Genomic DNA, 15,581 nt, shown 5'->3' on the forward strand with positions numbered 1-15,581 from the left:
CGTGAGAATGATAAGAGCATCCGAGAACAATGAATACTATGAGCTGTCGAGCCCGACCATGCTCCCCAAGGCTTCAGGCTTCCTGTGGAATGAGCAGATGATGATTCATGTGAACTGCCGCGGCTATGCGGTGGCCCAGTTCATGCAGCCCGAGCCGGCCAAGTACTCCTATGCCCCGAATCTGGAGGCCAAGACCTTCATGCAGCCGGAGCAGCCCTATTATGCCCACCATCCCGGCCGCTTCGTCTATGTGAAGGATGAGGAGAACGGAGAGGTGTTCTCTGCCCCTTACGAGCCTGTCCGTATGCCGCCTGACCATTACACCTTTGCTGTAGGCAAGCATAATATTATCTGGAAAATAGAGAAGAACGGCATCGCCATCGAAATGACGCTGAGCCTGCCTAAGCATGAGCCAATGGAGCTGTGGCGGGTGAAGGTGACCAATCTGTCCTCTGTGCCGCGCAAAATCAGTATTTATCCTTATTTTACCATCGGCTATATGTCATGGATGAATCAGTCCGGCGAGTATAAACAAGACCTGCAGGGAGTCGTGGCTACGGCCGTAACACCTTATCAGAAATATCAGGACTATGCCAAAATCAAACATCTGAAGGACAAAACCTTCCTGCTGGCCGAGCACGCTCCTACTTCTTGGGAAGTGAACCAGGAGGCCTTCGAGGGCGAAGGCGGCATCGGATCGCCGTCGGCGCTGAAGAGCGGACTGCTGTCCAGGGGGGAAGCCCGCTATGAAACCCCAGTCGCGGTGCTGCAATACAGCACCGGGCTGAATGCGGGCGAGGAGAAGGAATACCGCTTCATCTTCGGGCCGGCCCACGATGAGCAGGAGATTGCAGAGATCCGCCAGCGGCTGTTCCTCGATAAGGGAGAGGATGGCGCAGACGGATTCGTCCGGGCCGAGCAGGAGTACGCAGAGTATATCAGAGAGGGCAGGGGCTCCATTGAGATTACAACCCCGGATGCCGATCTCGACAATCTGGTCAACCATTGGCTGCCCCGGCAGATGTATTATCACGGACAGACCAACCGCCTGACGACCGACCCCCAGACCCGCAACTATCTGCAGGACCATATGGGAATGAGCTATATCAAGCCGCAGGTAGCCAGAGCGGCCTTCCTCACTGCCCTGTGCCAGCAGGAGGTGAGCGGAGCGATGCCGGACGGGATTATTCTGCATGAGGCGGCTGAACTGAAATATATTAACCAGGTTCCGCATACCGATCACTGCGTGTGGCTGCCGATCTGCTTAAGCACCTATCTGGATGAGACGGATGATTACAGCATTCTGGATGAGGAAGTAACGTATGCGGGCGGCCTGGGGACGGGACCTGTACATGAGCATATCGACCGGGCGGTAGAGTGGCTGCTCCATGAGCGCGATGAACGCGGTCTGAATTATATCAATCAGGGCGACTGGTGCGACCCGATGAACATGGTAGGCTACCAGGGTAAGGGTGTCTCCGGCTGGCTGACGATAGCGACGGCTTATGCCTGCCGGATCTGGGCGGAGATCTGTGAACGCAGCGGCCGGCCGGAGGCGGCGGACACCTTCCGCCAGGCGGCGGACGAAGTGAACGCGGCGGCCAACCAGTATCTGTGGGACGGCGAATGGTATGCGCGGGGGATCACCGATAACAATGTCCTGTTCGGCATCAGCGAAGATAAGGAAGGCCGGATCTTCATCAACCCGCAGGGCTGGGCGCTGCTTAGCGGAGCAGCGGATGAAGAGCAGCGTCAGAAGCTGATGAAGTCGGTCAAGGAGCAGCTCGAGACACCATATGGCTTGGAGAAGCTGGCCCCCTCCTATACAGCCATGCGCGAGGATGTGGGGCGGGTGACCCAGAAGCATCCGGGGACAGCCGAGAACGGGGCGGTCTATAACCATGCGGCTGCATTCTACATCTATGGCCTGTATGCCGTGGGTGAGCAGGATGATGCCTACCGCATGCTGCGCAAAATGATCCCCGGACCCGATCTGGAGGACATCATCAGACGCGGCCAGCTGCCGGTATTCATTCCCAACTATTACCGCGGCGCGTACAAGCAGTTCCCGAACACGGCGGGACGCTCCAGCCATCTGTTCAATACAGGGACGGTACCGTGGGTCTACCGCTGCCTGATGGACGGGCTGTTCGGGCTGCAGGGAACCCGCGAAGGGCTGCAGGTGAAGCCGCAATTACCATCAGATTGGCAGGAGGCGGCGGTGAAGCGCAGCTTCAGAGGCGCGGAGCTGAATATTAAGATGAAGCGTGAGCCTGGGGTCAAGACAATGGAAGTCTATCTGAACGGCCAGTTTGCAGAGGACGGTGTGCTGAAGGGACTGGCCTCCGGTTCGCAATATGAGGTACTGGTTAAGATTCCGGCAGGTACTCTCGATGATGAGAGATAATAATATCGGCTGCTAGTAGTATCTTCTTAGCAGATTTTGATGAGGCGCGGGCCATCCGCGTCTCTTTTCAGTTATTGAAATTATTGGTATTGCAACATAGCTGATTATATTATAATTAGGTTAAAAAATAGGATCTTTGTCGTACAAGAGGCAGAGAAGAAGGGCTTTGTATGGGAATTAGCGAAGAGCAGAAGAGCGCCGCGAAGCAGAAGCTTATTCAGGTGTTTACCTATCTACAGGCTTTGCATCAGCTGAAGCAGCCGATAATCAAGCGTATAACCAGTCAGTTATGGTCGCAGTCTCTTGCGGAACTGCCGATACATTCTAATGTAGCGTGTGATTTTACAGCGGGGATAAGCCCTTCTGAACGTATAGAAGACGAAGTGCCTGAGATTCTTCTTCGTGTGAAACGACCCGATAAGACAGCATGCCCCAAGCCGCCGGAACTGCTTCTGCGCTGGATGAAGCCGGATTGGGAGAAGATTCATGCCCGGCCGGAGCGTATGGAGAGTATGAACAGCTACAGAGAAGCTGCGGATGGTGAATATGAAGCTTATGTGGAACGTTTCGATCAAGATAAGGAGAGAGTAAGCCTGTGGGACAGCTGGATTCAGGAGCGTGAGCACTGGCAACAGCGGGAGTGGCCTGTTCGCCGAACGATTAAGCTGTTCGAGGATTTGTACATGCTATATTCTTGGATTGACCGTGAGCGGGATGCTGTAGAGTTAATGATTGGCGACGGTATTCTGCACTGGGAGCTGGCACCGGAACCGGTCCACCATCCCGTACTTTTACAAAGAGTCGAGCTTGCCTTCAACCCCGAGGGTCCTGAATTTACAATCACGGCTACCGATGCCGCACCTGAGTTCTATAGTCAGTTGTTCAGGGATATTCCTGAAATAAGCCCAGGTTCTCTTAAAAGATGTGCCGGAGAATTGTTGGAAGCTCTATGCTCTCCTTTGGGCTATAGCGATACGGATGATTATTTACGGAGAATATCAGGATACTTGTCGGCCCAAGCAAAGTTTATTCCTTACCATGGAACCTCTGCACCTGCTGCCCTGGACAAGAAGGCCATTTATATCCAACGAGAGCCGGTTCTATTTCTGCGCAAACGTTCTGCCGGCTTCGAGCATGCTTTTGAAGAGATCATCGAAGATTTGAAAGTTAGAGAAGAACCGCCTCAGGCCATTGCACGAATTACCGGAATTGATCCCGGAGAGGCTTCCAACCCAGCGAATGTATTTTCTTATACTAATCTTAATGTAAATGGCGAGAGTGAGGACGTTCTGTTCACCAAAGAAGCGAATTCAGAGCAGCTCGATATCGCCCTGAAGCTGGGCAAATACGGATCGGTACTGGTTCAAGGACCGCCGGGTACCGGGAAGACGCATACTATTGCCAATTTGCTCGGGCATTTTCTGGCAGAAGGTAAAAGCGTACTTGTAACCAGCCATACCTCAAGGGCGCTAGCTGTACTGCGTGATAAAGTGGCCGGGCCGCTTCAGGATCTATGTGTCAGTGTGCTGGATGATGTCAGTGGACAGAAGCAGCTTGAAACCTCAATCGATACGATTACCTCCACTTTAAGCTCAATATCTATTGACCAGACAGAAGCAGAGGTAGAACGGCTGAGCGCTGAACGTAAATCCTTGCTGGACAAGATCAGAGACGTTGAAGAACGGCTGCAGTTCTCCAGAGAGAGTGATTACCGGCCTATTGTGATGTGGGGAACGCAGTACGATCCTTCCGCAGCGGCAAAATTAATCGCTGAAGGCCGGAATACAATGGAGCTGGTTCCGGGGAGCATAGTGCCCGGCCATGTTTTTCCGCTTACTCCAAATGAATTAGACCAGCTATACAGAAGCTCCGAAATCATCAGTATACTGGATGAGACGGAATTTCAGTATTTACACAACCGAGTAGAACTACCTGTTACTCCTGATATATTCCATAGGCTTGTACAGGAGCATCAGCATTTGTCCACAATAGATACTAGCAGACATATCCCTTACTGGGTAACAGGAGCCGAGGTGCATCCGGATAAGCTACTTGTTGCACTACAACAGCTGCGCCAGGCATTTGGAACCATTACTGAGGACGAATGGAAGCTGGATCTGGTTTCAACCAGGGAAACGGAGAAAAACGACTGGATTGACCTGCTGGAAGAAATGGAGAAGTGGGTTGAACTGTATCGTATAGCGAGAACTGCCCGGTATAAATATGGTTTTGACTATCTGTCTGATACCGATTTGCAGCCACTGCTGCCTATTCTGGAGGAAATGAAGCGGTATCTGGAAGCCGGGGGGAAGCTGAATACCTTCCAATTGCTGCTTAAGAGACAGTGGAAAAAAACCTGCGAGCGGATTGCGCCTCCCGGCAAAGCCCTGGAAGAAGTTAACGCTGCCTACTTGGACGCACTGCTGGCGATGGGGGCGTATCAGGCTCAGCGTTCCAAATTGACCATCCGCTGGAAGCGTCAGGTAACGGATCGGGGCGGATATGATCTGGCGGAATTTGGGCCTCAGCCGGAAGAGCAAATGGATAACGTTATTCAGGAGATCCGCAGCCTGCTGTACTGGAGACAGACCAGCTTCGATCCGCCGCTTCATTCTCTAGAGAGTGAGGGACTGCTGTGGGATGTCCTTCTGAATGCTAAGCCCATGGCTGTAGGCAGACATATGGAATGGCATCACCTCCGGGAACTTGCAGAACATGAACTGCCTCTTATTATAGATTCATATCTTCAAGCTGAGAGATGGACTTCGGTCAAAAGTCAAATTGCAGAAGCAGGCAGGATGGCTGATTTACTGGGAGATTCCCGCTCCGCTATAGCCAGTCGTCTGCAACAAGGTGTAATCCAGCTGGACCCGGCACTCTATGAACAGGCATATCAGGAGGTTCAGAAGCTGCGGGATAAAAGCGCATTAATCGCCCAAAGGGGAGCCTGGATTCAGCAAGTGCAGAAGAGCGCACGGGAGTGGGCGCTGGCACTTAAGAATAGAAGCGGAATCCATGGAAGTTATCGCGCACCGGAAGGCCTTGATACCGCCTGGCTGCTCAAACAGCTGGATATCGAGCTTGATGAGCGGGGGAGCATCCCGGCACAGCAGCTTCAGGAAGAGCTGGCGGATTCCCGTAAGAAATTCAAAGCAATCACAGTTCAGTTAGTGGAGAAGAAGGCTTGGCTGGCATTGGCCCGTAAAACTACACTCAAGCAACAGAATGCGCTGCATGGATGGAAACTGCTGATGAAGAAGGCCGGCAAGCGTACAGGAAAAGCTGCACCGCATCTTCTGGCTGAAGCCCGAAAGCTGATGCCGGTCTGCCAGACGGCTGTTCCGGTCTGGATCATGCCAACGTATAGAGTGGTAGACAGCTTTAAACCGTCTGAGAACCGGTTTGATGTGGTGATTGTGGATGAAGCGAGCCAGGCCGATATTATGGCTCTGACTGCCCTGTATCTGGGAACGCAAATTGTGGTGGTGGGTGATGATGAGCAGGTAAGTCCGGAAGCAATCGGCCAGCGGCTGGATGAGACCAGAAGGTTAATGGGAGCGCATTTGGAGGGGATACCCAATGCTGCGCTATATGATGGAAGTACCTCAATCTATGATTTAGCCAAAACTTCATTCGCGGGTATGACGCAGCTTCGTGAGCATTTCCGCTGTGTGGAACCGATTATCCAGTTCAGTAATCTGTTGTCCTATAATGGCTCTGTTCTTCCGCTGCGGGATGCCAGCGGGGTCTCCACTAAGCCGTATACAGTAGAGTACCGGGTGGAAGGAGCGATCCGGAACGGTAAGCGCAATGAAGCTGAAGCAGAGACTATTGCATCGCTAATTCTGTCTGCTATCGGGCTGGAAGAATATAAGGATGCAACCATCGGCGTAATTACATTACTTGGCGAAGAACAGGCTATTCTGATTGATCAGTATCTGCACAAGTATATTCCGGCGACTGAATATCAAAGGCGGAAGATACGCTGCGGGAACTCTGCCCAATTTCAGGGAGATGAGCGCGATATTATATTCCTGTCCATGGTAGATGCTTCTGAAGAGATGGTGCCTCTGCGTCTGATATCTGATCCGGGGAACCGCACCAAGAAACGGTATAACGTAGCCGTAAGCCGTGCCCGTGACCAGCTATGGCTTATTCATTCGCTGGATGCCTCTATCCAACTCAAAGAAGGGGATTTGCGGAAACAATTAATTGAATATGTCAAAAATCCGTATTCAGCAGATGAAGCATATAAACGTCATGAGCCCGTGCTGGAGTCCGAATTCGAGCGGCAGGTTATGCGCCGGGTGACGGGGGAAGGCTATAGAGTACTTCCTCAATGGAAGGTTGGGGCCTACCGGATTGATATGGTTGTTGAAGGAGGCGGGAGACGTCTTGCGGTGGAATGTGATGGAGACAAATGGCATCCAGCAGAGAAGCTTAAGGAAGATATGGATAGACAGTCCATACTGGAACGCTTAGGCTGGAGCTTCGTGCGGATTCGCGGTGGAGAATATTTCCGGAATCCGGAAAAGGCGCTGCAGCCGCTGTTCCGCAGACTGGAAGAGCTGGACATTCCGCGTGAGCTTCATCGTCAGGAGACAGAACGGGCTTCCGAAGATTCCGCTGATCATGGGCTGAAGGCGTCTATCATCAACAGGGCAGCGCAGATCCGGCAGGAATGGCACAAGGTTGAGCAGGAATCGGCTACGGAGGAGCTGCCATCCGATGAGAATATACCTGCGGAGTATGTAATAGATGTAGCCGGGTTCAGGTCACCGGAGGAAGAGGTTATTGACGAATTCTTTTATCAGGAAATCAGCGGGCAGCCAAATCTCACAGACTATTGGACAGAAGAAATGCGTAACAGGGAAGAGGAACGGCAGGCGGCTCTGGAACAGGAGCTTGTCTTGCTGGAATCGATTTCTGGTCTGGAAGTGCATTACTGGAACGATTCTGAAGTTCGGTCAGATAGCCTGGGAGAATATATGGACAGGGGCTCGAGATTTAATTTGCGGGATTATTTGCAAGCCAATAACCTGCAATTTGTAGATACAAGAGATCAGGACGGCACAATCTGGGTAATTAAGGATTTGAACATGGTAAGGCATTTACCGGCCTTGCGGCAGTTAGGGCTGACGTTTACTTATGTAAAAGAAGGCGTGTATGCTACCCGCTGGAGGGCTGCGTGGTATTGCAGATAAGGAGAATAAAAATTGTGATAAAGGAGGCTGCAAATTCATGACCATTCATATTCCGGAGGTTCTGTTGAACGACGGGGTGAAGGCGCCGGCCATCGGCTTTGGAACCGCGTGGATCAGAGGCGCGAAGGGTGTAGAGAGTCTGAAGACAGCAATGAATCTGGGGTATCGCCTAATCGACTCCGCATTTAACTATGAGAATGAGGGCGTGGTCGGGGAGGCAGTCCGGAAGAGCGGTGTACCGAGAGAGGAGCTGTTCATTACCTCCAAGCTGCCGGGGCGGCATCATAAGTATGATGAGGCGGTCAAGACGATTGAGGAATCGCTGTACCGGGCCGGGCTCGATTATTATGACCTGTATCTGATCCACTGGCCGAACCCCAAGGTGAACCTGTATGTGGAGGCTTGGCAGGCCCTGATTGATGCCCGTAAAAAGGGACTAATCCGTTCGATCGGCGTCAGCAACTTCCTGCCGGAGCATCTTGAACGTCTCATTCAGGAGACGGGCGTCGTTCCGAGCATGAACCAGATTGAGCTGCATCCCTTCTATAATCAGGCGGAGCAGCGCGCGAATCATCTGACGCATGGCATTGTTACCGAATCCTGGAGCCCGCTCGGACGCGGGAAGGAGCTGCTGGAGCATGAACATCTCCGCGCCATTGCTGAGACCCATGGCAAATCCGTCTCGCAGATTGTGCTGCGCTGGCATGTGCAGCTCGGGGCTATCCCGATTCCCCGTTCGCAGTCGAAGGAGCACCAGCAGGAGAATATTGATATCTTCAGCTTCGAGCTGTCGAAGGAAGAGATGAAGGCGATCTGCGATATTCCAACCACCGGACCGCTGTGGGATCAGGACCCGGCGGTGTATGAGGAATTCTGATCCGTTTAGCAGAACTGGAAGCTGGTTACATTAAAAGTGTCAGATGCCAGACGACCAGAAGCTAACAGAGGAGGAATTCAGCATGAGCGATCAATATAAGATTCAGGACCCTGTGAAGCAGTATGACAAGGCTACGCCGGAATTCGAGCAGCAGCAGCCGGCCCCTGGTCTGGAGACGAAGATGCATCCGCGTCCCGACGACGGGGCGGGAACTTATAAGGGCAGCGGACGGCTTACCGGACGCAGGGCGGTCATCACCGGAGCGGATAGCGGAATCGGGCGGGCGGTCGCGGTCGCTTTTGCCCGGGAAGGGGCCGATGTGGTGCTGGCTTATCTGCCGGAGGAAGAAGCGGACGCGAAGGAAGTTGTCCAGCTGGTAGAGGAAGCGGGCCGCAAGGCGGTTGCCGTTCCCGGCGATCTGAAGGACGAGAAGTACTGCGAGCAACTGATCGCCAAGGCAGTGGCGGAACTGGGCGGAATTGATATTCTGGCCAACATTGCCGGGAAGCAGCAGTTCGTGAAGGATATCGCCGATCTGACCACCGAGCAGTTCGATGCCACCTTCAAGACCAATGTCTACGCGCTGTTCTGGCTCTGTAAGGCCGCGATTCCGCATATGAAGCCGGGCAGCACGATTATCAACACTTCATCGATTCAGGCGTATGAGCCTTCAGAGATTCTGCTGGATTATGCCACCACCAAAAGCTCGATCAACACCTTCAGCAAAGCGCTGGCCCAGCAGGTGGCTGATAAGGGCATCCGCGTGAATGTCGTTGCGCCGGGACCGGTCTGGACCCCGCTGCAGGTCAGCGGCGGACAGCCGCAGGAGGTGCTGAAGGAGTTCGGCGCCAAGACCCCGCTGGGACGCCCCGGCCAGCCTGCCGAGATGGCTCCGGCCTATGTCTTCCTGGCCAGCCAGGAATCAAGCTACATCAGCGGCGAGACGCTGAATGCCAACGGCGGTATGCCGACGCCATAACCGGATACGCTTAGCGAGGAACCTCCGCAAGGAGGTTTTTTGCTGTAGCGGGAATGTCCCAGAAGCCAACAAACGGCTGCTTGGGATAGCTCTATATGCTGGAGTTGATTTAGAGTGAGCACTTGGGGGAGAAGGACACTCCGCAACAGAACGTTGTATCCATCGGTGAGATGTTACTTGCGCGTCAGCAAATGTATGCTGTTTTTCACATACATAATTCCCGCAATAAATGGGGGTGTCACTTTTGGGACAGCCCCGTTTCCACTTGTGTAGCGGGAATGCTTGCAGCCGGGGCAGTGAAAGCGGTACTTTTGCATGTATGGGGGGCTCATGTGCTACACTTGAGGGTAGAACATGAGCTGCCGGCCCGGCAGGCCAGGCGGTGTGGGGAGAAGACAGGAGGAGACAGCATGGCATTCGTAACAGTACAAGGTGAATATAAGCGTTATAAGATGGGGGAGACCCTGATTGTCGCTAATGACGGCATTGATTTTGAGATTGAACAAGGAGAGTTCGCCGTTATTGTCGGACCCAGCGGAGCGGGGAAGTCAACGGTACTGAATATATTGGGCGGGATGGATTCCGCCGACGAAGGCCAGGTCATTGTGGACGGTGTGGACATCGCCCGTTATAACGCTAAGGAATTGACCGGCTACCGCCGTAATGACGTGGGTTTCGTGTTCCAGTTCTACAATCTGGTGCCCAATCTGACCACGCTGGAGAATGTGGAGCTGGCCTCGCAGATCTCTCCCCGGGCACTGGATGCCCGGCAGGTGCTGGAGGATGTGGGGCTTGGCGCGCGGCTGAACAACTTCCCGGCCCAGCTCTCCGGCGGGGAGCAGCAGCGGGTGGCCATTGCCAGAGCGCTGGCCAAGCAGCCGAAGCTGCTGCTCTGCGATGAGCCGACCGGCGCGCTGGATTACAATACCGGTAAGCAGGTGCTGAAGCTGCTGCAGGATACGTGCCGCAATACCGGGACTACGGTAATTGTGATCACACACAATCTGGCGATTGCCCCGATGGCCGACAGGGTCATCGAGATCAACAATGCCAAGGTACGGAGAATGGTGAAGAACGAAGCGCCGGTATCCGTAGAAGACATCGAATGGTAAGGAGCCGGAGATGATGAAGAAACGGGCGTTATGGAAGGATGTATTCCGGGAGATCCGCCGTACCAAGGCAAGGTTCCTCTCGATCTTCGCCATTATTATGCTGGGGGTATGCTTCTTCGCCGGGATCAAGTCGGCAGGGCCGGACATGCTGGACACCGCAGCAACGTATTATAAGAACCTGCGGCTGATGGACCTTCGCGTCCAGTCCACTTACGGATTGAACGGGAAGAGCATTGATACGCTGCGGGCCTTACCGGGAGTGCAGACGGTTCAGCCCGGATACAGCTCCGATGTGTTCCTGGGCGACAGCGGGCTGATTGCCAAGGTCTATTCCTACGCAGAAGACAATGAGCTGAATGGCTACAAGCTCACTGCCGGGCGTCTCCCGGAGGCTTCGGGAGAGATTGTACTGGATGAACACCTGCGTGAGAAGGAGAAGTTCAAGCTGGGCGATTCCATTCTCTTCGGCGGGGAGGGCGGGGAGGATCTGGCGGCAAGTTTCCAGACGCAGTCCTACACGGTGGTGGGCTTCGCGCAGAGCCCGCAATATATTGAGACCGCGAACCGCGGAACGAGCCGGATCGGCAAAGGAACCGCCGATGCATTCGCCGTTATTCCGGAAGCAGACTTCAAGCTGCCGGTGTACACGGAGGCTTACCTCAGCTTCAAGGATACCGCTGCAGAGACGGCCTATACTCCAGCCTACGACGCAATGATTGAGCGGCACCTCGCAGAGACAGAAGAGGCGCTGAAGGATTATCCGGCGCAGCGCCTGGAGGAGCTGAAGGCGGAAGCTGTTGCGGCGGCGAAGCAGGCTGCAGCTCAGCAGGGGGGCCAAGGGGCACAGCAGGGGACGCAACAACAGCAGGAGCAGCAGGCAGCGGCACAGAGCCAGCCGGAGCTGCCGAAGGTCTATGTGACGGACCGGACGATCAATTCCGGATACGCTGAATATAAGGACAATGCGGACCGCCTGTCGGCGATTGCTTCTGTTTTTCCGGTCTTCTTCTTCCTGATCGCTGCGCTCGTCAGTCTGACGACCATGACCCGGATGGTAGAAGAACAGCGGCTGCAGATCGGCACCCTGAAGGCGCTGGGGTATGGGGCCAGGGACATCATGGCCAAATTTCTGGTATATGGCACGCTGGCCAGTCTCACAGCCTCCGTTGTCGGCCTGGCGGTGGGCTTCACTTTGTTCCCGGACATTATTTATAATGCCTACAGCTCGCTCTACAACCTGCCGGATGTCATTAAGAGCTTCTACCCGGATTATGCGGTGGTCTCTATCCTGGTGGCGCTGATCTGTACAGCCATGACGGCGATGATCGCCTCCCGGGTGGAGCTGCGCAGCAATGCGTCGGTGCTGATGCGGCCTAAGGCGCCGAAGAGCGGGCAGCGGATTCTGCTGGAGCGCTTCACCTTCCTGTGGAGAAGGCTCAGCTTCGTGCAGAAGGTGACAGCCCGCAACCTGTTCCGCTACAAGCAGCGGATGTTCATGACCGTGATCGGGGTGGCAGGCTGTACGGCGCTGATCCTGACAGGCTTTGGCCTGAAGGATTCCATCGGCAGCATCGCCGGCAAGCAGTTCGGCGGGATTATGAAGTACAGCGCTCTGGTGGCACTGCATGAGAATGCGCCGGCCGCAGAGCAGGCTTCGTACAAGCAAATGATTGAACAGGAGCCTGCGGTTACGGGCACCCTGGATGTGCTCCAGGAGGCGATGACGGCCCGGGCTAAAGGCGTGAACGATCAGGAGGTGAGGATTTTTGTCCCTTCAGATGCGGCGAAGCTGCCTTCGTTCGTAATGCTTAAGGAGCGCACGGCGGATCGGCCGCTGGACCTGAACGCCGGAGGTGCGGTGATTACCGAGAAGCTGGCCAGGCTGTATGATCTGGCCCCCGGCGACAGCCTGACCGTTCTGGACAGCAGCAATGAGGAATTCCAGATTAAGGTGGCGGCGGTTACTGAGAACTATGTGCTGCATTATATGTACATGCCCCCGGCGTATTACACGGAGGTATTCGGCAAAGAGCCCGCCTATAACACTCAATTGCTGAACTATACAGCCCAGGATAAACAGTGGGAGGATACCTTCGGGGAGAAGCTGACGGCGAACGCTCAGGTGGCTCTGGTCAGCTTCTCCAGCAGGGTGGGTGATGCTTTTGACGAGACGATGGAAAGTATGGATGTGGTGATGGTCGTGCTGATCGTCTCAGCTGCTGCCCTCGCCTTCGTGGTCCTGTATAATCTGACCAATATCAATGTGTCTGAGCGGGTACGTGAATTATCTACAATCAAGGTGCTCGGCTTCTACGATAAGGAGGTCACCCTGTACATTTACCGGGAGAATATTCTGTTAACGCTGCTTGGCATTCTATCGGGGGGCGCGCTGGGCGTCATTCTGCACCGGTTCGTCCTGTCTACGGCTGAGCTGGACGCGACGATGTTTGCTCCGCTGATCAAGTGGCAGAGTTATATCTATGCGGGGGTGCTGACCCTGCTGTTCTCGGGGATCGTCATGGTGTTCATGCATTTGAAGCTGAAGCGGATTCATATGATTGAGGCGCTGAAATCGGTAGAGTAGAGAGTCAGGGGAAGACCGATTCTATAAAATGACGAAAAAGAGGAAGGAACAACCGCAGCCGCATGAGAGGACGGGCTGGCGGTATTCCTTCCTTTTTGCTATGCAAAATTGCGGAGATAAGCTTCAGAGGGATGGTCGAAACCTAGGATATCATGGAATATATTGTCGAATATAATCGGAAATTATACTATTATGTCATTAAAATTAACCCTATTAAACCTAGTGGATATATATTTTATGATAGAACAGAGGCGAATCACACTTTATATTGGAAGTAAATGTTTTTGTAGCAAAAAAATAAGATGCATGAACAATGAATAAATATATTGACGTAAGATATATTCACATGTAATATAAACCATAATTTATAAAAGGGAATGTTTCAGCCTCCCATTCGGGAAAGCTGCTCCTGCCTCTAATTGACCTATGGTCTATTCACGGCAGCATGACCATATGTATTATGTGTGATGTTTCATTACATGATCCTGTGAAGGCGGTCATTGGTAGTCCCAGGAGCACAACGGCCTAGAGCATCCCGGTCTCCCCAGTAGCTTGGAAGATAAGGTAGAAGCATTTAACTAAGGAGGAGTTAGAAGAATGGCGAAAAAGAGAAAATGGTGGTCAAGTTTACTAGTTGTATCGTTGGTAGGGGTTCTATTCACAGGCTGCAGCACTAATAATACTTCAAGCTCTGCGACTAATGCTCCTGCCGCAACGGCAGCCCCGACAGAGAGCGCAGCGCCGGATGCTACTGAAGCACCCCCGGCTGATGGGCCTGTGGACGGGGGGACGCTTGTAACAAGCACATTCTCTGATATTGTTAATATTAATCCCCTTCTAGTTAATGACACCTCATCGGGCGATGTCGCCCAGTTCGTCTTCGCGAAGCTGTACAACCTCGACCGCGAAGGCAATGTGAAGGCTGAAGACTGGTCTTTGGCCGCTGACCTCCCGGAAATCTCCGCAGACGGATTAACGTATACCGTGAAGCTGAAGGATACCATTAAATGGAGCGACGGCCAGCCGATCACCGCGGATGATGTAGTGTATACCATCGAAACAGCCAAGAATAAAGATACCGGCTCGCCGCTGATCAGCCAATATGACAAGGTGAAGACGGTAGAGAAGGTCGATGACCACACGGTGAAATTCACCATGTCCCAGATTTACGCCCCATTCCTGTACGCTCTGGTTCAGGAGATTGTACCAGCCCATATCCTGAAGGATGTGAAGCCGACCGAAATGCAGAAGAATGCCTTCGGTACAGATCCGGCTAAGACTGTTACCAGCGGACCGTGGAAATGGACAGCCTGGAAGCAGGGCGAGAGCCACACGATGGATGCCGATCCGAACTACTGGGGAACAGTGAAGCCTCATATCGCACAGATTGTCTACAAGATCTATGCTGACCAGAACACTGAAGTCCAAGCGATTATGAAGGGCGATACGGACCATATCAGTGCGATTCCGGTAACTCAGGTGGAAGCCGTTAAGAAGGACGGCAAGATTGATATTATCCAGAAGCCGGGCGCCCAGTACGAATATGTTAATTTCAACTTTGACGGCAAGAACTTCCCGGATGGCTATGGCCTGTTCCAGGGACAGAAGACCAGACAGGCGATTGCCCATGCGCTGAACCGCCAGGGGATGGTGGACAATATTCTGAAGGGCGTAGGCGCCCTGATGAATGCGCCGTTCCTGCCGGACACCTGGGCGGATCCGGGTGATGCTGCCGTGAACTACGATTACAACGCTGAAACGGCCAAGAAGCTTCTGGCTGAAGACGGATGGGTTGCCGGCAATGATGGCATTCTGACCAAAGAAGGCCACCGCTTCTCCTTCGAGCTTCAATATAATGCCGGCAACAGCCGCCGTGAGCAGGTGGCCGCTGTTATCCAGCAGAATCTGAAGGATGTCGGAATTGAAGTGAAGCCGAAGGCGATTGATTTCGCAGCCTGGATCGACCAGAACGTTACACCGGGTAAATACCAGGCCCTCTTGCTGGCGTGGTCTCTGAGTACACCGGACCCTGATGCAGAGAGTATCTTCTCCTCCAAGTACTTCCCGCCTGCCGGACAGAACAGCGGCTGGTATAAGAATGAGAAGCTCGACCAGCTGTGGATAGACGGATATTCCACCGTAGACCAGGCTAAGCGCAAAGAGATCTACAAAGAAGTAGGTAAAGAAATTTCCACCGACCTTCCTTATGTATTCCTGTATCAGTATGGTCAGGCCATCGGAACAGGACCTAGAGTGCACTGGGCAGAGGAGGACGCTCCAGAGCCGTCACTGGGCTATGGACAGTTCTTCCATGCTATCAAATGGTGGGTAACCGATTAATACGCCGCTAACTGAATAGACTTGCGGGAGGTGAAGGAGCATGCTCTTTCACCTCCCCCTTTTGTATCAATGGGGGAG

General features: G+C 53.4%; 7 protein-coding genes. All 7 read left to right on the forward strand.

Features of this window, described 5'->3' with window-relative positions:
• Positions 1-7 precede the first annotated feature (7 nt).
• The 7 genes from K1558_RS29305 to K1558_RS29335 all read left to right on the forward strand — a co-directional run bounded on the left by K1558_RS29305 (position 8) and on the right by K1558_RS29335 (position 15,503).
• Positions 8-2,407 (forward strand): GH36-type glycosyl hydrolase domain-containing protein, encoded by a 2,400-nt coding sequence (locus tag K1558_RS29305; RefSeq protein WP_238655517.1) that lies wholly within the window; start codon positions 8-10, stop codon positions 2,405-2,407.
• Positions 2,408-2,577: 170 nt separating this feature from the next.
• The gene (locus K1558_RS29310; RefSeq protein WP_238655518.1) at positions 2,578-7,611 is read left to right on the forward strand and encodes an AAA domain-containing protein; all 5,034 of its coding nucleotides are present in this window, start codon (positions 2,578-2,580) and stop codon (positions 7,609-7,611) included.
• A 37-nt stretch (positions 7,612-7,648) separates the two neighbouring features.
• Complete coding sequence (locus tag K1558_RS29315; RefSeq protein ID WP_238655519.1) at positions 7,649-8,488, forward strand: aldo/keto reductase; 840 nt, start codon at positions 7,649-7,651, stop codon at positions 8,486-8,488.
• 82 nt (positions 8,489-8,570) lie between these two features.
• A complete protein-coding gene (locus K1558_RS29320) occupies positions 8,571-9,467 on the forward strand; it encodes an SDR family oxidoreductase (RefSeq protein WP_238655520.1) in 897 nt (298 codons plus the stop codon).
• Between the two features lie 410 nt (positions 9,468-9,877).
• A complete protein-coding gene (locus K1558_RS29325; RefSeq protein WP_238655521.1) occupies positions 9,878-10,579 on the forward strand; it encodes an ABC transporter ATP-binding protein in 702 nt (233 codons plus the stop codon).
• Between the two features lie 10 nt (positions 10,580-10,589).
• Complete coding sequence (locus K1558_RS29330) at positions 10,590-13,163, forward strand: ABC transporter permease (protein WP_420800479.1); 2,574 nt, start codon at positions 10,590-10,592, stop codon at positions 13,161-13,163.
• A gap of 597 nt (positions 13,164-13,760) precedes the next feature.
• A complete protein-coding gene (locus K1558_RS29335; RefSeq protein WP_238655522.1) occupies positions 13,761-15,503 on the forward strand; it encodes a peptide-binding protein in 1,743 nt (580 codons plus the stop codon).
• Positions 15,504-15,581 lie beyond the last annotated feature (78 nt).

It is taken from the genome of Paenibacillus piscarius (assembly GCF_022234545.1).
GTDB lineage: Bacteria > Bacillota > Bacilli > Paenibacillales > Paenibacillaceae > Paenibacillus_AQ > Paenibacillus_AQ piscarius.

Coding starts and splice junctions, on each gene's coding strand:
- K1558_RS29305 (WP_238655517.1), top strand. CDS start 8: ATGATAAGAGCATCCGAGAACAATGAATACTATGAGCTGTCGAGCCCG.
- K1558_RS29310 (WP_238655518.1), top strand. CDS start 2,578: ATGGGAATTAGCGAAGAGCAGAAGAGCGCCGCGAAGCAGAAGCTTATT.
- K1558_RS29315 (WP_238655519.1), top strand. CDS start 7,649: ATGACCATTCATATTCCGGAGGTTCTGTTGAACGACGGGGTGAAGGCG.
- K1558_RS29320 (WP_238655520.1), top strand. CDS start 8,571: ATGAGCGATCAATATAAGATTCAGGACCCTGTGAAGCAGTATGACAAG.
- K1558_RS29325 (WP_238655521.1), top strand. CDS start 9,878: ATGGCATTCGTAACAGTACAAGGTGAATATAAGCGTTATAAGATGGGG.
- K1558_RS29330 (WP_420800479.1), top strand. CDS start 10,590: ATGATGAAGAAACGGGCGTTATGGAAGGATGTATTCCGGGAGATCCGC.
- K1558_RS29335 (WP_238655522.1), top strand. CDS start 13,761: ATGGCGAAAAAGAGAAAATGGTGGTCAAGTTTACTAGTTGTATCGTTG.